Source organism: Chryseosolibacter histidinae (genome assembly GCF_018598225.1).
GTDB classification, from domain to species: Bacteria; Bacteroidota; Bacteroidia; order Cytophagales; family Cyclobacteriaceae; genus Chryseosolibacter; species Chryseosolibacter histidini.
In genome coordinates this window covers 53,956-71,243 of record NZ_JAHESF010000012.1, presented here as the reverse complement: position 1 = coordinate 71,243, position 17,288 = coordinate 53,956, and the positions used below count along the sequence as shown (strand labels likewise).

The 17,288-nt window shown below is 48.9% G+C and carries 12 protein-coding genes; 6 read left to right on the top strand and 6 right to left on the bottom strand.

Annotated elements, in window-relative coordinates; genetic code table 11:
• Positions 1-241 precede the first annotated feature (241 nt).
• Both treS and KK083_RS13655 read left to right on the top strand, forming a co-directional pair.
• Entirely contained in the window at positions 242-3,616 is a 3,375-nt protein-coding gene (treS, locus tag KK083_RS13660; protein WP_254163806.1) for a maltose alpha-D-glucosyltransferase, read from the top strand.
• 94 nt (positions 3,617-3,710) lie between these two features.
• Entirely contained in the window at positions 3,711-4,148 is a 438-nt protein-coding gene (locus KK083_RS13655; RefSeq protein ID WP_254163805.1) for an SRPBCC domain-containing protein, read from the top strand.
• Between the two features lie 57 nt (positions 4,149-4,205).
• On the opposite strand, the gene KK083_RS13650 is transcribed toward KK083_RS13655, so the two are convergent.
• On the bottom strand, positions 4,206-4,646 hold the full coding sequence (locus tag KK083_RS13650; RefSeq protein ID WP_254163804.1) for a response regulator: 441 nt from the start codon (positions 4,644-4,646) through the stop codon (positions 4,206-4,208).
• A 424-nt stretch (positions 4,647-5,070) separates the two neighbouring features.
• On the opposite strand from KK083_RS13650, the gene KK083_RS13645 reads away from it, so the two are divergent.
• Together KK083_RS13645 and KK083_RS13640 are read left to right on the top strand one after the other, a co-directional pair.
• Positions 5,071-5,544 (top strand): MauE/DoxX family redox-associated membrane protein, encoded by a 474-nt coding sequence (locus KK083_RS13645; RefSeq protein ID WP_254163803.1) that lies wholly within the window; start codon positions 5,071-5,073, stop codon positions 5,542-5,544.
• A 727-nt stretch (positions 5,545-6,271) separates the two neighbouring features.
• Entirely contained in the window at positions 6,272-7,306 is a 1,035-nt protein-coding gene (locus KK083_RS13640) for a helix-turn-helix transcriptional regulator (RefSeq protein WP_254163802.1), read from the top strand.
• 17 nt (positions 7,307-7,323) lie between these two features.
• Here the strand turns inward: KK083_RS13640 and KK083_RS13635 are convergent, their stop codons facing one another.
• The 5 genes from KK083_RS13635 to KK083_RS13615 form a co-directional block, all read right to left on the bottom strand.
• Positions 7,324-8,673: a TPR end-of-group domain-containing protein gene (locus KK083_RS13635; RefSeq protein ID WP_254163801.1), complete on the bottom strand. Its 1,350-nt coding sequence runs from the start codon at positions 8,671-8,673 to the stop codon at positions 7,324-7,326.
• A 386-nt stretch (positions 8,674-9,059) separates the two neighbouring features.
• Positions 9,060-10,121 carry a PLP-dependent cysteine synthase family protein gene (locus KK083_RS13630; protein WP_254163800.1) on the bottom strand — a complete coding sequence of 354 codons (1,062 nt, stop codon included), beginning with the start codon at positions 10,119-10,121 and terminating at the stop codon, positions 9,060-9,062.
• A 934-nt stretch (positions 10,122-11,055) separates the two neighbouring features.
• On the bottom strand, positions 11,056-12,060 hold the full coding sequence (locus KK083_RS13625; RefSeq protein ID WP_254163799.1) for a FecR family protein: 1,005 nt from the start codon (positions 12,058-12,060) through the stop codon (positions 11,056-11,058).
• Between the two features lie 186 nt (positions 12,061-12,246).
• Entirely contained in the window at positions 12,247-13,260 is a 1,014-nt protein-coding gene (locus KK083_RS13620; RefSeq protein ID WP_254163798.1) for a FecR family protein, read from the bottom strand.
• Between the two features lie 182 nt (positions 13,261-13,442).
• Positions 13,443-14,009 (bottom strand): RNA polymerase sigma-70 factor, encoded by a 567-nt coding sequence (locus tag KK083_RS13615; protein ID WP_254163797.1) that lies wholly within the window; start codon positions 14,007-14,009, stop codon positions 13,443-13,445.
• A gap of 846 nt (positions 14,010-14,855) precedes the next feature.
• Here KK083_RS13615 and KK083_RS13610 point away from each other — a divergent pair.
• Both KK083_RS13610 and KK083_RS13605 read left to right on the top strand, forming a co-directional pair.
• Positions 14,856-15,947 carry a hypothetical protein gene (locus KK083_RS13610; protein WP_254163796.1) on the top strand — a complete coding sequence of 364 codons (1,092 nt, stop codon included), beginning with the start codon at positions 14,856-14,858 and terminating at the stop codon, positions 15,945-15,947.
• Between the two features lie 214 nt (positions 15,948-16,161).
• A complete protein-coding gene (locus tag KK083_RS13605; RefSeq protein ID WP_254163795.1) occupies positions 16,162-17,277 on the top strand; it encodes a Fic family protein in 1,116 nt (371 codons plus the stop codon).
• Positions 17,278-17,288: the final 11 nt, after the last annotated feature.

Below are 17,288 nucleotides of genomic sequence, written 5' to 3'. Positions count from 1 at the left end.
CTTTTATTTTTTAATGATGGCGAAAGATGAAGCGAAAGCCACAAACCCTGAAATTTTTTCGATCAACACCCTTTTCGAATAGGTGAACCAGCCTTTTGCCTACTGCCTTTGCCTACTGCCTACTATTTCACCTGCTGCTTCAATGATACCAAAACCGACGCAATTGACCCAATAATTACACATTTCCGCGGGTACATAATTTTATTTCTTAAGTGCGGGGATTCGAAATAACTGGCGGCGTATGGAAAATGATAAAAACGGGCTCGATGATACACTGCATTGGTATAAGGATGCGGTGATCTACGAATTGCATATCAAGGCTTTTCGCGATGGGAACGGCGATGGGATCGGCGACTTCAAGGGGCTGTTGGAGAAGCTCGATTATCTTCAGGATTTGGGTGTGACGGCAATATGGCTGCTGCCTTTTTATCCTTCACCGCTGCGCGACGATGGCTACGATATTGCCGACTATTACAACATCAATTCATCCTACGGCGACGTTGCACAGCTGCAGCAGCTGCTGAAGGAGGCCCATGACCGCGGCCTGAAAGTGATCACCGAGCTTGTCATCAACCACACGTCAGACCAGCATCCATGGTTCCAGCGCGCCCGCTACGCACCCAGGGGATCGGATGAACGCAATTTTTACGTGTGGACCGATGACCCGAAACAGTACAAGGATGTGCGCATCATTTTCCAGGATTTTGAAAAGTCGAACTGGACGTGGGACCCCGTAGCCCAGCAATATTACTGGCACCGTTTCTTCCATCACCAGCCGGACCTGAATTATGACAATCCCCTGGTACAACAGGAGGTGTTCCGCATCATTGACTACTGGTGCGCCATGGGTGTTGACGGATTTCGACTCGACGCCGTGCCTTATCTTTTTGAACGCGAAGGAACCAATGGCGAGAACCTGCCCGAAACGCACGCGTTCCTGAAAAAATTACGCGCACATGTAGATAAGAATTTTCCCGGAACCTTGCTGCTGGCAGAAGCCAATATGTGGCCTGAAGATTCTGCTTCTTACTTTGGCAACGGCGATGAATGCCATATGAACTATCACTTCCCGGTGATGCCCCGCATGTTTATGGCGCTGCAGACGGAAGACCGTTATCCTATCACCGATATTTTCGAACAAACTCCCGAGATACCATCAACCTGTCAATGGGCGATCTTCCTGCGTAACCACGATGAGCTCACCCTCGAAATGGTTACCGACGAAGAACGTGACTACATGTATAAAGTTTATGTGAAAGATCCCAAGGCGCGCATCAACCTGGGCATCCGTCACAGACTGGCCCCGCTAATGGGCAACAACCGGAAAAAGATCGAGCTGCTCAACTACCTTCTCTTTTCCCTGCCCGGCACGCCGGTGATCTATTACGGAGATGAGATCGGCATGGGCGACAATTTTTACCTGGGCGACCGCGACGGTGTACGCACCCCCATGCAATGGTCATCTGACAGGAATGCAGGTTTTTCTGACGCCAATCCCCACAAGTTATACCTCCCGGTGATCCTCGATCCTGAATATCACTATGAGGCAGTGAACGTGGAGATCCAGAGCTGGAATACATCATCGCTGCTGTGGTGGATGAAACGGCTCATCAGCAAACGCAAACAATACAAGGCTTTCGGCCGGGGCGATATGAAATTCGTGGGCGCCGATAATCCGAAGATCCTCGCTTTCACGCGTACCTACGAAGAGCAGACTATGCTGGTGGTGGTCAACCTCTCGCGCTACACGCAACCCGCCACACTCGAGCTCGGCGCTTATTCAGGGTATGTTCCCGTGGAAGTGTTCAGCAGAAACAGGTTTCCTGTTGTCAGGGAAGACAGCACTTATTTCCTGACGCTGAGCGGGCACGACTGCCAGTGGTTTGTGCTGGAGAAAGAAAGGGTATCTGCCGGTGCGGACAAGTTGTTGCCCGTGCTCAACCTCCGGCGGCTGGAAGACCTGCTGCAGAAAGACAAACGTGAAATGCTGGAGAACAGCATCCTTCCGCAATACATGACCAACCTTCGCTGGTTTGGCGGCAAGGGGCGTGTGATCGAAGGTATGAAGATCATTCATCATGCGGGCCTGAGCTTCGGAGAAAACGCTGTCATGCTCCTGCTCATCGAAGTAACTTATCAGAGCGGGTTGCCCGAGATCTATCACCTGCCAGTAGCATTTGCCAAACAACAGCTGGCGTTCAAGCTGCGGGACCTCTGTCCAAAATCTGTTATCGCGCAGCTGATCACGGAAAATGAAGAAGGTGTGATGTACGACGCGTTGTATGGCCTTCCTTTCCAGGAATTTCTGATCAGCAATATGGCCAGCAGCGCCCGCATTGACACCACCGGTGGCCAGATCGTTTTCTCGGGTAGCCCAATGCTGAAGGCGCACGTGAGCCAGCAAGAGAAGGTCAAACCCAGGGTACTCTCTGCGGAGCAAAGCAACACTTCGCTGGCGTATGACAACCGTTTCTTCATGAAGCTGTTCAGAAAAGTAGACCGTGCTATTAACCCAGACCTGGAGATCACACACTTCCTTACCGAGCAGGCGAAGTTTCCGTACATTCCTGCCTTTGTCGGCTCCGTGGAATGGCGGTACGACAAAGGAACAATCGTGCTCGGTATGATGCAGGAGATGATCGAGAGCAGCAGCGATGCATGGACCTACATGCTTGAAAGGCTCAGTGACTTCAATGAAAAAATACTCGCCAGGACTGTGCTCAACATTTCGCCTCCACCATTGCAGGGAAGCCTGTCGAATCCACTGCGGTATGAAGAGATCCCCGAAGAAGCGAAAGAGCTGATCGAGGGGCCTGTGGCAGAACTGGTGCGCGTGCTTGGCATCCGCACCGGGCAAATGCACATTGCCCTGGCTTCGGGAAAAGATCATCCAGATTTCAGGCCGGAAGAATATTCGCTGCATTATCAGCGCTCGCTTTTTGCGGGACTACAATCGCTGGTGCGGGGAACATTCGCGAATCAGAGCAAGAACCTCGACAAACTTTCCGACGAAGTTCACCAGGAGGCCATGGAAGTATTGGGAATGAAGGATGAGATCCTGAACGTCTTAAAAGGCATCTACAAAAAGAAGATCGATGTCACCAAGATCCGCATCCACGGCGACTATCACCTGGGCCAGGTGTTGTTTACCGGAAAGGATTTTGTGATCACCGATTTTGAAGGAGAACCTGCGCGGACGTACAGTGAACGAAGGCTGAAACGTTCACCCCTGCGCGACGTGGCGGGCATGATCCGTTCATTTCACTATGCTGCGCATGCGAGCCTTTTCCTGGATAACGAGATCAGGAAGGAAGACTTCGGCAAGCTGATGCCTTTTGTTGAGCGGTGGTATCACTACGTCAGCGGGTTCTTTATGAGGGCCTACCTCGATACGGTGCAGGGCCAGCCGTTCATTCCGCAGAGCCAGCAGGACCTCGATACATTGATGACCACTTTCCTGCTGGAGAAGGCTATCTACGAGCTTGGTTATGAGCTCAACAACCGGCCGGGCTGGGTGATCATTCCACTCAAAGGCATAAAATCGCTGGTACGAAAAGAACAGCCGTTCAAGTTGTCATCCGCCAGCCTGTACACCGAAAAAGCAGAAATACACTAAAAATGCACTTGCGCATGACCCACCGGTTTCCGTAGTTGTCGCCGCCTTGTGCAGTTGATCGTTTTACATTTTTTTTCCACTCAATGCAGATCTTATGTCAGCGAATTTAATAGCAAAAGCATCCGTCAACATTCATGCACCCCTTAACAAAGTATGGCAGGCACTGACCGACCCTGAAATGATCAGGCAATACTTTTATGATACCGAAGTGATCACCGACTGGAAAGTAGGCAGCCCGATCGTATGGAAAGGTGAATGGGAAGGGAAAGAATACCTGGAGAAAGGTACCATCCTGAAGTCAGAGCCGCAGCGATTGCTTCAGTACACCTATCTCAGCTCTTTCTCAGGCCTCGAAGATGTGCCCGAGAATTATGCAAACATCACTTACGAGCTCGAAGAAGATGATGGCACCATAACGCTCACCGTGAGGCAGGAAAACATCGCAGATGAAAACGCCCGCGAACAGTCTGAAAAAAATTGGGCAATGTTACTCAGCAACCTGAAGCAGCTGCTGGAAGGAGTTGAGGTTTAAAGTTACAGGTTAAAAGTTACAAGTTTGAAGTTTCAAGTTGAGACCGTTTCACCAACTTTAAACCTTAAACCTTAAACTCTCCGAGTCGTAAGGATCCGGACGGAATTTGATCTGTTCCCATTTTCCTGTGAGCACGCTTTCAATGTTGTATTTGAGTTCAACGAGCTTGCTGGGTTTGGTGAAAAAAGCATCGGCGCCCAGGTGTTTCAGCTCGCGTTCGTCGCTGCTAAGTGTTGAGGTAGTGTAAATGATGACGGGGATATTGCTCACCGAAGGCATTGTCTTGAGCTGACGCATAAACTGCCTGCCATTGATACCGGGCATATTCAGGTCCAGGAAAATAAAATCGGGTTTCTTCTTGCTCTTCAGCAAATCGAGCGCTGTTACACTTCCTTCGGCCTGGAGACACAGGATAGAATCGTCTACCTGTCTGACAGCCTCACAGAATAAGATGCGATCGTCTGCATCGTCGTCAACGATCATGATGGTTACCGGCATAAAACAGGGGTTTTTGATTCTAAACAAGATAAAGAAAAAATGCCTATGATTAAGGTTAATTTATACAACCGATCTTTTTCGCGGGTTGAGTGATGTGGTATAATTTTTTTCGCCGCTGCGCAACATTGTGCAACAAAAATAGTCCACTGTCGACGGTCCACCGTCCACCCCGAAAATTCTACCGCCATCCTGAACGATGCAAGTGCGAAGGGCTGGCGGGGAGTGAAGGATCCCGTTGTAACAGCGTACGAATGCATGACACAGAAGCCCGCATAAAGTTCGCAGTAACCATCGGGGGGATCCTTCGCTCGCTCAACGCCCCCGCCAAACCACCACTCAGGATGCCGGTTCAATGAGAGATTGTCGTGGACCATGAACCATTCAACTCTCCCACTTTTTTCGTAACTTCGACCTCCATTCATCTATGACAACAGAAAAGGACTCATCATCTCCCATGAGTAAGGGCGTCATCATCAAACTCGTTGCCGAGACCATTGCCTTCCTGTTCATCTTATTATTTATTTATGCCGCGCTGGCAAAGCTGATCGATTATGAAAAGTTCAGGGCACAGTTGGGACAGTCACCGCTGCTCACGGCTTTTGCGGGTTGGGTAGCGTGGGGTGTACCTGGTATCGAGATCGTCATTGCTGCGATGCTGGCCATACCACGGCTGCGGCTGGTGGCATTTTACGCTGCATTCAGTCTGATGGTGATGTTCACCGCCTATATCGTTGTGATCCTGAACTTCAGTGACTACGTTCCCTGCTCCTGCGGTGGCGTACTGCAGGATATGACGTGGACACAGCACCTTATTTTTAATATCTTTTTTGTTTTACTGGCAGTCACGGGCATCCTTCTCTACGCTCAGAAGTCGCACCGGGAGACCGTGATCGCCTGATGCGCACTGTCTTTTTTGAAAAAGTTTTTCTTACAGACAATCAGGCAATTATGCGCGTAGCCTGGGGGTGTTATATGTGTCCACCCACCCCGTTGTGCAAAGCAGGTTATCGTTTGTTTATTGCTTTCACCGAAAATGCCGGCTGGCGCTATACAATAAATAAAATAGGCCGCAAAACAGGAAAATGACTTTATAGAATATGATATTACTTTTGTAATGATTCATAAAAATATAGCATGAAATGATCGTGAATGATGGCGAATTTCCAGTATAAGTGCCGTTGCGTTACGATTCAGGGGCCTCAGCAGGGTAAATGAATTGTCAATGGCTTTGTTTTTTGTTCAATTTTACCAACAAAGTTACATATGCTTCTGTGGAAAGGCTATTCTTTGGAATGGTCGATTCGGTAAGGTCGTCTACTTTTTCTACATTAGTTGCTGAGCCCATCAACCTGCGTATGTTATTAACGCATGGCGCGGTTGATGTTTTTTTAGAGGGGGCAGGGTAGCTGCGTAGGTTATTTCCAAACATGCAAATACAACCCAAGATGATATCAATAATAAGTAACTGTTTTTCCGGGATGCCCAGCAGGTGGTGTACGGATGTTTTGTGGAACACGTGTGACAGCAGAAGTTCCGTGGTCATACTATCCACGGCAGGCGGACGTCTTACGTCAACAGGCTCCCGATAGCCTGCGCTGAAGTCATTCTCCACCTAACCTCACTGCATGAACCCGGCAGATTACATGCTTTACAAATTGTCGTTGCACTCCAGGGAGCATGGAAATATCGTGTGTTCTCCGTATACAGATGCACCCATCGACATACCAGGCCTTTTTGAAAACGACGAGGATGCATTATCGCTACAGGCTACCGGTCCGTTCGGGGCTATGGTTTTTAATGAGCTGAAAAACGATCATTTCACCATTCACCATAGCTACTATGCTCCGGAGCAGGACATCAATCTCATCATGTCAAACGAAGAGTCGTTCCTGGGCATCCACGTCAACCTGAGAAATAACCTACGGTACGTCTTCGACGATTTTCCCGGTGCCTTCCCGGAGATACCAATGCTGAAGTATCAATACAACATGGTGTTCACGCCCCGTGTCCATACTGCATACACACTGCACAAAGGTCATGAGTATGGCACCTTCGCGATCCATTATTCACGTGGTTATCTCGAGCGTTTCATCATGGCGATCCCGCAGCTGTCGGAGTTCCTGAAAAAAGTTGAAAGCAATCTTCCTGCCGTGATCAGCCCGGTGAACCTGTGGTCAACACTCGAGCTACGGTCGATCATTCAGAGCATCCTGTATTGCAACTTCAAGGGCATACAGAAGAAAATGTATCTGGAAACAAAAATGCACGAGCTGATCCTGCTGGCGTTCCAGAACATGCCTGATCTTGCCCTCAAACCAGGGATATCGCTGCGACAGTCAGACCTGGAAAAATTACATCAGGCAAGGGAGTACATTATTCAGCATCTCGATAATCCCGGCACCCTGCTGGAGCTGGCCCATAAGGTAGGCATCAATGATTTCAAACTCAAGCAAGGGTTCAAGCAGATCTACGGCACAACGGTGTTCGGATTGGTGCACGAAGAGCGCATGCAGAAAGCGCTTACGCTGCTGCGCGAAACAAACATGAGCATCCTTGACATCTCTATGCTGACGGGATACAAGAACGCCTCGAACTTCACGGCAGCCTTCAGGAAAAGATTCGGATATCCGCCCAGCGACCTGAAGATCTCCAATACTTAAATTGCAGGCTTCTCTCCTCAGACCTTAAAACGAACCGTCATCACTTCAAACTCTTTGGTGCTGCGAATGTTTTGAAGATCCTGTTCGGTGAGCAGATCGCCGGGGGTTTTGTAGCCTTTTTTCAAAGCTTCTTCGAGACAGAACAGCGCTTCTTTGGTTTTATAGGACAGCGAATAAAAGCAGGCAAGATTAAAATAAAGCTGTGGATCGTCAGGAGCCACGGCCACCGCGCGTTGGGTAATGCGTATAGCCTCCTGGTAGCATTCGGCAGATCGTTGTTTCAGGGTTTTCAACCTTGAATCGATGGCCAGCTGGTATAACTGACGTACCCGGTAAACAGATGCCCTGATCTCATCACAGGCTTCCTGTGCACCGGGGTTATATGCCTGATACAAGGCTACGTACCGCAGCGAGGCTTCAAAATTACAGAGACGGAAGCAGCAGAGGCTCAGCTGCATATAAATATCGACAAACAGCGTAGTACGATAAATTTGTGACTGTGTCACGATCAGCAGGCTGCGCTCCATCCATGCGGCGGCTTCGGCATAACGCTCCTGCCGCTTCAATGATGTGGCCAGGGAACAATAAAGTTTCACCAGCGCACAGAAGGCACTGTTGAGGTGAGTGCTTACCGGATGACGCAGCAACCGCAGCTCGTACTGATGAAGCAACGCCCGGGCCGCACGCATTTTCTCTGCATCGGGCAGGCTTTCGATCTCTTCTGCCTGGGCTACAAAGCTATCCGGAATAAAATCAAGACAATCCCACAACCTGTCATAAGCTTCGGCGCTGCCAAAGGTATCGGTCTCTGGGGGATGATGCAGGTATGTCGGCAGGTTGGGTTCAATATCGCTCCATGTGACACGGGGAAAAATATAAAGCTGCTGGTTGACCTGGTCCCAGGTGCCATAGAATCCGGCCACGGGAAGCCACACCAGCATTCTTTGTGAATCTTCGTCGACCACCAACGCATAGGCGGTAGTGCAGAACATACCATTCTTTTCCACATCCCTGCTTTCATGGCGGATCACTACACTGACCAGCCTGATATCTTCCAGTGGGTCCAACGCGAACATGCCGCGGCGGGTAATGATGAGCCGCTGTTTGGCGAGCACTTTTTTCACATCCTGCGGCGGTTCAAATCTTTTGATGTAGCCTTCGCACTGCTCGATATAGCCGAGCTCCATCTGCCGGGCGATCAGCAAGCCAGCCTGCTCCAGGCACTCTTCTCCCGTGTCGAAACGAGAAACAGAGGTCTGCCCCACGGTCCCTTCCCAGCCTTCTACCACTGTGAACGAGCTACCCGTTACCTCGATCTCCCAGAACCGGCAAATATCCTGATCAGCATACCAAAGACTCTTTCTCATGCAGTACAATTTTGATTCGAAAAATCTCTGACCTCCGGATCTTTCGATCAGAGATCAGAGATTTGAAATTTTCAGGAACCGGCGGCCAACATGCTAGTTTTTCTATTAACCTAAAATCATGAAGAGATCCTACGTCTTAGGATTCCGGCCACGGTCCTGAAGCCTATTTTTACCCGTTTATCTTGAATGCCTTTGCATTTTTTCCATTGATCATGTTACGTGTCTTATTACAGGCCCCCTTCCAGCGAAGCAGTGAACATTAAGGTGGGCTCCGAGCCTTTTGATGTCACTGCTTCGCAGCGCTGCTTACGGGGTCATGCCCCTGCGCATATGCCTTCCCGGGCTTCTACAAGCATACAGGAAGAGGGTATTCAACAATAGCCAACTTATAATATCGAAACATTGGCGGTCCGCGCTCCACTCACCGGCTTGCACTCAGCAAGCGCAATTTCTGCGGAGAGGTAGCCATTCCTTGCCGGTTCTTCTTTTACCAGGTCTGTGCTCAGGTATTTCTTGTTACTGTCGGGAAATACCGTGGTCACACATGCATGCGCGCCCAGCATGTTCTGCACTTTTACGGCACCGATGAAGTTGGCTCCCGATGAGATGCCCACATCCAGTCCGAGCTGTGCGGCCAACATCTGCGCTGCACGAATGGCGTCGCCATCATGTACCTGCACAATACTGTCGAGGTTGCCTAACTTCACAATACCGGGCACGAACTCGTCTGAGATACCACAAATGCGGTGCGTTCCTGTTTTGCTGCCTGTTGACAGCGCCGGCGACTCTACCGGCTCCAGCGGATGCACCATGATAGACCGGTCTTTCATCTTCAGGAACCTGCCCACGCCCATCACTGTGCCACCAGTACCAACACCTGCAACAAAAGCATCGGGTCTCAGGCCTCTTACTGCCAGCTGACCCCAGATCTCCGTTGCAGTGGTCTGCTCATGCGCCTCGGCGTTCAACGCGTTAGAGAACTGGTGGGGCAAAAAGACGTTCGGGTCTTCTGCCGCCATCTCTTCGGCCAGGCGGATGCTGCGCTGAAAGCCATGTCCGAGATCAACGGAGATCACTTCAGCGCCCAGGCTTTTGATGATATCAGTCCTTTCACGCGTAAGCGAGTCTGGTATGATCACCGTTACCGGGTGTCCGAGGCGTCTGCCAATGGCGGCCAGCGAAATGCCGGCGTTGCCCGTAGTGGTCTCAACGATCGGATCACCGGGGCGAATCTTCTCTTCGAGGTAGGCATGCTCCAGGATATAGAGCGCCATCCTGTCTTTGATGCTGCCGGTAAAATTGTGGTACTCGCACTTGGCAAAGATGGAACGTTTGCTACCGCGATAAGTGTAGATAACCTCCACCATTGGTGTGTTGCCCACAAGGTGCCACAGCGAAGAAAACTTCTCCCCTGCTATACTACCGGCACCGGACATCGGAACGATCATGCGCCAACGGTTTATACCTCAATCATAAGAGTGGAATTTGTTACACGATAACTAGAGCCGGAAGAAGTAATTTTTTCATCGCGGTGGATCTTGCGATAGACGTCAACCAATAAAGTGTAGGCCGATCGTTTGAAATGCCCTTCAGATTGATTATATTCTGTGCAATCGATGAACCGTCGTCGCTTCCAGCCGTTCCGTGGGCGCATCACATTGAACCTTCCGAGACATCACCAGGTACTGTGGAAAAAACTCCATCCCGATTCGATCGGTGATGCCTGAATTTCTCTCCGTATTGCGATGAAAAAACTCCGTTAAACGTAAGTAGGTGTGGCTGCGCTTGTCGAATTTTCAGTGTAGGGAGAAAACGGATCCCATCCTGTTTTCTCGACGGCTTTAATCAGGAACACCTGTGAGGTGCCTCTCATCTTCGGCATCCCTGCCCCGATGAGCATCCCGGATTCCCCGGGCTTAACCGGGAAGGCATCACACAGGTTTCCATTTTTTATTTGACCCAAGGTCTTATGGACTCCCGTCCCTTCGCGGAGCACGTTCAGACCGCGCCATTGAGCTATTGTCTGACTACTGTTGAAGAAAGTGCTTCTGGTTATTAACCAAGGTTAAACAAAAAGCGCTCGTCCTAAAAAAACTCCGTCCAGCATAAGTAAATACTCCGTCTCGCATAAGTGTAAATCCGAAACGAAAACGAAATTAGTATTATCAACAACGGAGCCGCTACGTGGACGGCGTAGCGCAAATTCGATCAACTAACCTTTAATGGTAACCAGGAGGGGAAGCCCTCCTGGTTGCTGTTGGGTGTGACACTTAAGTCACTTTGTTTGGGTAAGCCCCGTCATCTCAGCGCTGTTGCCCGTATCTGGCAACCCTTCGATCAACGGATATCTTTTCTGCCGTATTGCCACGGCTCGTTATCTTTTTACCGGCAGCCTTTTCCCGTCAACGTCGCGGTGCTTCCGCTGATGTTGAAATCGCCCTGCACCAGGGTGCTGATGATGCGCAGCACGTCTTCCAGGTTTTCATTGTTCATGAACGTTGAGCTCACAACACACGGCTTCATCTGTGCATCGGCAATCACTACTGTTACATTATACTTGTTACCGATCAGGATGGCGGCTTCTTCCAGGGGTACGCGATCTATGATGAGAAAACTGTTTTTCCACTCCAGGCCGGTGTCTGCGCTGACGGTGGTTTTCACAAAGCTGTGGGTGACGGTGTTCACGGCCAGCTGCTCATTGGGCTTGATCACATCGAATTTGTGCTGCTCATTGCTCACCTGCACTTTGCCGCGGGTACAGGTAACCACCACTTGTTTCTGGTGTGGCCTGGCGCTGATATTGAAGGATGTACCGAGCACGGTTGTTTTAACATTGCCAGAGCGCACCACAAAAGCTTTGGTGGTGCTGGGCTTCACGTCGAAGAAGGCTTCACCGGTGAGTGTTACTTCGCGGAATCCTTCTGCTTCCGACTCGCGGTAGCTGAGCTGGCTGCTGTCGTTGAGCAGCACGGTGCTTCCGTCGGGCAGGCGGATAAATTGTTTCCCTGAAAAGGCAAGGAATTTTTCACTACCGGGTGCCGTGTTGTTTTCCTGGCTGACCAGGCTGCGCACCACCCAGGCGGTAACGATCACGGTTATCAGCAGCACAACCGTAGCGGCGGGGATCCAATAACGTTTTTTGACGCGGCCCTGAACAGGCGCAAGCGCTACTTCCGTAATGTTCAGCTTCTGGTATAATTTTTCCAGGATGACCTTTTCGTCATCCGGTGCCATTCTCCGCATCTCATCCTCCATCATTGAAATAAGGCGGCCGTCGATCCCGTAGTCGTATTCTCCTGACAGGATCAGCCTGAAGAGCTGAATGCGTTCTTCACGGGAAGCAATGCCGTCCAGGTAGAGCTGAAGTAACTTATCAAAGCCGTCCATAGCACAAATACAAAAGCCAAAAACAATTATAAGCTACGCTAAAGTTGACCCTGAGTAAATATTCGCAGCTTATTTATTTATAAGACGACCAATAAAGTAGGGATAACTAGTGGATGGCGTAAAAAAATTAAATGAAGAAAAATGAAGATCTAAATTAAAATGGCAGGTCAAAAGATCAAAGCATCATCACAAAGACGCGTGTGCTTTTGCGCTGAACATGACTGTTTGCTCATTCAGCATAAAATCGATGTTTGCAGTAGTGCATACAACCGTGAGCACGTTCGAGATCTCCATATCCTCATCCTTCACAAAGGAGGCTTCAATAATGATCGACTTCAGCGCTTCATCGGAAAATTTCACGGCTACATTGAATCTTTCTTCAAGGCGCTGCGCGACCTCCCCGAGGGAGATCTTATCAAAAAGGATAAATTTTCCTTTCCATGCCAGCACCGTGTCGATATTCACTTCGTGTTTCAGCGGATCATGGCCGGCGCTCAGCATGATCTGCTGCCCGGGCGTAATGTAGGCACGGCGGTCGTCTGCATCTTTCACTTCAACCTTACCTTCGCTTACCGTGACGCGTTTATCTTTCTGAGGCCGTGAGTTGACATTGAACGATGTACCGAGTACCGTGGTAGTCATCTCCTCCGAGCGCACAACAAAAGGCGCGGTGGCATCGTGAGTCACTTTGAAGAAGGCCTGACCGGTAAGGGCAACTTCACGAATGCCTTTGCCGAATGTAGCTTCATTGTAAGTGAGTATGGTGTTATTGTCGAGCAGCACACTGCTTTTGTCGGGAAGCTGGAAGCGTGCCGGTCCTTTGATCTCTGTGAGCTTTTCAGATGTCTCTGTGCTGCCGATCGAGAGCCATACTACGGGTACCAGCACAATGCTGATCATGGCTGCCACGGCCAACCACCGTTTCAATACACGTTTCCGATCTACCACAACAAGCTCCACTTCAGGGCTCAGGGTGGCTTCGGCGCGTGCTTTGAGGGCGTTGCGATAGACGCGTTCCAGTGCTTCCTCGTCCTTACCCAGTATAATTTGCGGTTCTGAGACAAGCGACCCGAACAGCTCGTTTCCCCAGTACTCGTCATAGAGGCCTGAGTTCAGCAACTTGCGGAACTCGGCATCTTCTTCCGGCGTAATGGTCTGGTCGAGGAAACGCTGCAATAGTACTTTGAAGTCGTTTGTCATACAAACCTGGTTTGAAGGTCTACTGATACCAACGGTGCCTACATCGCAAATTCGGGGAGATTCTCAATAAAGAGTACCGGGACCGCGATAATAACTAGCCTTACCGTGAGAATATTATTTTTTTTCTGCGAACTACCTTTCTCAGCAGGCGGTAGGCAAACCTATTGCCCTTTGCCTACTGCCTATTGGTCAAAAAGGCGCTGAATAAACGCAAGCTGAATGATATAACGGGGTACATGCTGGCGAATGAACTTGAGGGCTGCAACCATGTGGTTATTGACGGTGCTGGGCGAAAGGTTCAGTTGCCGGGCAATATGCTCGTGGCTCATGCCATTTACCTTGGCCATGTTGAAGATCTGCTTCTGCTGCGGCGGAAGCTGTGCTACAGCCTGCTGGAGCAACTCTTCGTAGCGGTCGAAGTTAGTACTGTCTATACCCTGACGGTCTGAAAATTCCTGGTTTACGAGCGATTGCCGGGCCATTTTTTTAAGGTATGTGATGGCCAGGTTCTTAGCCATGGTGAACAGGTAAAACCTGAACTCCTGCACCCTGCAAAACTCCTCCCGTTTTAGCCAGAGACTGGAAAAGATCTCCTGTACAAGGTCTTCGGCCAGCTCGGCAGACTGGAAATACCGTGTAGCCACCCTGTAAATCGCAGGTGCGTACTGGTCATAGATCTGCCGAAAAGCGGTTTCGCTACCTAGCGCCAGTAGCGCAAGGGCTTTCTTTTCATCGTAGGGGGCTTGCATGGCGAAATAAGTTGGGCTCCTAATTTTATCCTGACATTCCCGCGGTCTGCCAGTTTTTCATGACAACCTACTATAAATTTAATAAAACAGTTAAACATTTTATTTACCCGGGGCAAAACAAACTTTGCGCGGCAACCCCTGGGATGGTGCTTTTATCGAAAAATACGTTTTGTTACCGGTAAATTCGGGTGTCGGGAATCGATTGAAAGGCTGTATCATTGTATGGATTAGCCCAAAAAACCTGCAAAAAACGGCAAATACCGCTACCGTAATTTCTACTAAAACGATGTAAGAAAAGGGAGTATTCAGTATAATTTTTTACTGCAGCGGCGCAGGGAAAAAAAACAGATAATACCTAACTTAACCCATGTAAGCCAAATACTCTTTCCCTCCGAGTTGATCGAAGTCTATTTTCTAAACTTAAAGTTTTCGTTGCCTTTTGAAGCGAAAAGGCATCCCGTTGTTATGAAAAAAATCCGAATCGTCATGACCATGACGGCTTTCGCGCTAGCTGTTGCCGGAGCCGTTGCATCGACCGCGTCCAGTTCTGCAGAGACTGGTGTTTTCGGCTACACCTATGAAGGTTTGTGCATTAGCGAAGGAGGAATTTCGGTTCCGAGCGGATGTACCAACAGCTCCGGTTCGCAGATTTGCACCGCCTATTTTCCAGGATACGATGGCGTTCTGGAAATATATAGCGTCCGGATTGGCGGTACTTGCCTCACGCCGTATAGGAAGTGGTAAAATTTTTTAGCTCATAGCCCACGGTCTGCGATCTGCAGATGAAATGAATCATAATTTCTGCTATAAGATCAGGATCGTGGGCTTTCGCCACACACATTCAAAATGAAAAAGACTTTCGTCTTAATTTCCACTGTCTTCTTCTTCAGTCTGCTTGTTATTTTTGTTCTTTATCTGGTAGCTGGTAAACTGAATCACCAGCACAACACGTTCACGCGACTCTTTCCGCCACATCCCGTGGCATTTCACAAGGCGCTCGATATCAAATACAGCTCCTATTATATTGCCGGCGCAACTCCCCATCATTTTTATCTCAGCAATTTTGCAGCGCCCCTTCAGTTGCTGGAGTTGAACCCAGTATCAGTCGATACACAGCGCGTGCGTCTTTCTCTCGAAGATGCTGACGTTCAAAAATTCAAAAGCATCAGGGTAGCAGTAGATTCTCCTTTCTTTTATATCACCGATGGCATACGGCCAGCCCTGCTGAAAGGTCACGTAGGACAATGGCGCGCAAGTCGGTATATGTATGACAGTGCTTACTTCAGCGAGGCTGTTCCTGTCAGCCCAACATCGTTAATAATTCGTTCTGCGAATCCCACAAAAGGATTTTTTTTAAGCAAGGAGACCAGTACATACCCTCACCTAAAGATGGACACAACATTACTCGTAAAACAGGTAGACGGGCTCTTCTGCACCGATGGCATGATGCATTTTAACCAGGAGCTGAACATGCTGATTTACCTTTACTACTACCGCAACCAGTTCATTTGCATGGATACCAGCCTCAACCTGCTCTACCACGGAAAGACGATCGACACAGTAAGCCACGCACAGATCAAGGTAGCCACCATCCGGTCAGATAATTCTATTACATTGGCAGCGCCTCCACTCATGGTGAACAGAAAAAGTGCAACATCAGGTAACTATCTTTTTGTGAACTCAGCCCTGCAGGCAAAAAATGAAACCGATGAAGCCTTCAACACGGCTTCAGTGATCGACGTCTACAACTTACAGGACGGGACTTACCGGTTTAGCTTTTACCTCTTCGATTTTAATGAAGAGAAGTTAAGGGAATTCAAAGTTGCCGGTGACAAACTCGTTGCGCTATATGATCACTATGCTGTGATCCACCGCCTGGAACAGAAGTATTTTCAGCCCTTAAACCGGGATCCGGGAACGAAAGATCACCAACCCTGAAGCATATCCTAGTGGCCCCTGGGAATGGCTGGGCGGTATTTTTAATTAAAATTGAACGCCAAATGCCGGTTTGTCCAGTTTTTTAGATAAAATGGGCAAATTTTTAGTACATGTCCATTTTTTTAAAAAAAATGAACATTTAGGCGTTTTATGTCCAGTTTTAAGCAATATCTTTATGCCGGTGTCCAGATTATCGAAACAAATGGACATTTGAATGGCTAAATACGACAGAACGCTACCTTACAATGAGCTTCCACCGCTGCCTCCGCCAGCAGAAATTGAGAGTGACCCGGAAATACTCAAAAAGTTAATCACAACGTCGCGGGTTCTGGCAACTTTCGGGGCTAATGTACAACGGCTTCCAAACCCTTCGATGCTGGTTAATACGATCGCCCTTCAGGAGGCAAAAACTTCAACGGCCATCGAGAATATTTTTACAACAGAAGATGAACTTTATAAAGCCATATCAGACACCGCCCGTGAGGAGAGAGCGAACCCCGCCACGAAAGAAGTTTTAAAATACAGAGAAGCACTGTGGGAAGCGTACCGTCAGTTGCAAAACGATGATTCAATTTCCATGAATCTTGTCGTTCAGATCTTTCAGCAGATCAAAGAAACAACCGCTGGCCTTCGTCCACCGCAGGCACAGGTTGTAATTCGTCAAGGCCAAAGCGAATTCAGAACAGGAGAGATCATTTACACCCCTCCCAGAGGCGAAGGAATGGTGGAAAATCTGATGAGCAATCTATTGGATTATCTTAATGATGACAACAGGTATCCGGCTGACCCTATCTTAAAAATGTGTATTGCCCACTATCAGTTTGAAGCCATACACCCGTTCCAGGATGGCAATGGACGGACGGGTCGTATCCTGAATTTGCTTTACCTGGTACAAAAAGGACTGCTTTCACAACCCGTTTTATACTTATCGAAGTATATCATTGTTAACAAAACAGACTACTATTACAATCTTGCAGGCGTAACACAGCGAGGTGCGTGGAAGCCCTGGATACTCTATATGCTCGATGCTGTGGAAGTCACCGCCAAGTTGTCTAACGAACTGATCAACGAAATAGTCGCGCAGATGAAGGCCACGCTCGAGCATGGCAAGAAGCATATAAAATGGTATACGAAGGAAGTGAATGAAGCGCTGTTCCATCAGCCCTATAGCCGTTTAAAAACAATCGGTGATGCGGTGAAAAAAACATCACGAACAACATTGACCAAATACATGGATGAGCTGGTGCAGGCCAAAATTCTTACACCAAAAAAGGAAGGGACAGAAGTATTTTATCTTAACGATGATCTGATCCGGATTTTGCAGCGCTAATCAGTGCTTCG

What these genes read in the sequence shown, in the direction of transcription:
- treS (WP_254163806.1), top strand. Translation starts at nt 242, where the DNA reads ATGGAAAATGATAAAAACGGGCTCGATGATACACTGCATTGGTATAAG.
- KK083_RS13655 (WP_254163805.1), top strand. Translation starts at nt 3,711, where the DNA reads ATGTCAGCGAATTTAATAGCAAAAGCATCCGTCAACATTCATGCACCC.
- KK083_RS13650 (WP_254163804.1), bottom strand. Translation starts at nt 4,646, where the DNA reads ATGCCGGTAACCATCATGATCGTTGACGACGATGCAGACGATCGCATC.
- KK083_RS13645 (WP_254163803.1), top strand. Translation starts at nt 5,071, where the DNA reads ATGACAACAGAAAAGGACTCATCATCTCCCATGAGTAAGGGCGTCATC.
- KK083_RS13640 (WP_254163802.1), top strand. Translation starts at nt 6,272, where the DNA reads ATGAACCCGGCAGATTACATGCTTTACAAATTGTCGTTGCACTCCAGG.
- KK083_RS13635 (WP_254163801.1), bottom strand. Translation starts at nt 8,673, where the DNA reads ATGAGAAAGAGTCTTTGGTATGCTGATCAGGATATTTGCCGGTTCTGG.
- KK083_RS13630 (WP_254163800.1), bottom strand. Translation starts at nt 10,121, where the DNA reads ATGATCGTTCCGATGTCCGGTGCCGGTAGTATAGCAGGGGAGAAGTTT.
- KK083_RS13625 (WP_254163799.1), bottom strand. Translation starts at nt 12,060, where the DNA reads ATGGACGGCTTTGATAAGTTACTTCAGCTCTACCTGGACGGCATTGCT.
- KK083_RS13620 (WP_254163798.1), bottom strand. Translation starts at nt 13,260, where the DNA reads ATGACAAACGACTTCAAAGTACTATTGCAGCGTTTCCTCGACCAGACC.
- KK083_RS13615 (WP_254163797.1), bottom strand. Translation starts at nt 14,009, where the DNA reads ATGCAAGCCCCCTACGATGAAAAGAAAGCCCTTGCGCTACTGGCGCTA.
- KK083_RS13610 (WP_254163796.1), top strand. Translation starts at nt 14,856, where the DNA reads ATGAAAAAGACTTTCGTCTTAATTTCCACTGTCTTCTTCTTCAGTCTG.
- KK083_RS13605 (WP_254163795.1), top strand. Translation starts at nt 16,162, where the DNA reads ATGGCTAAATACGACAGAACGCTACCTTACAATGAGCTTCCACCGCTG.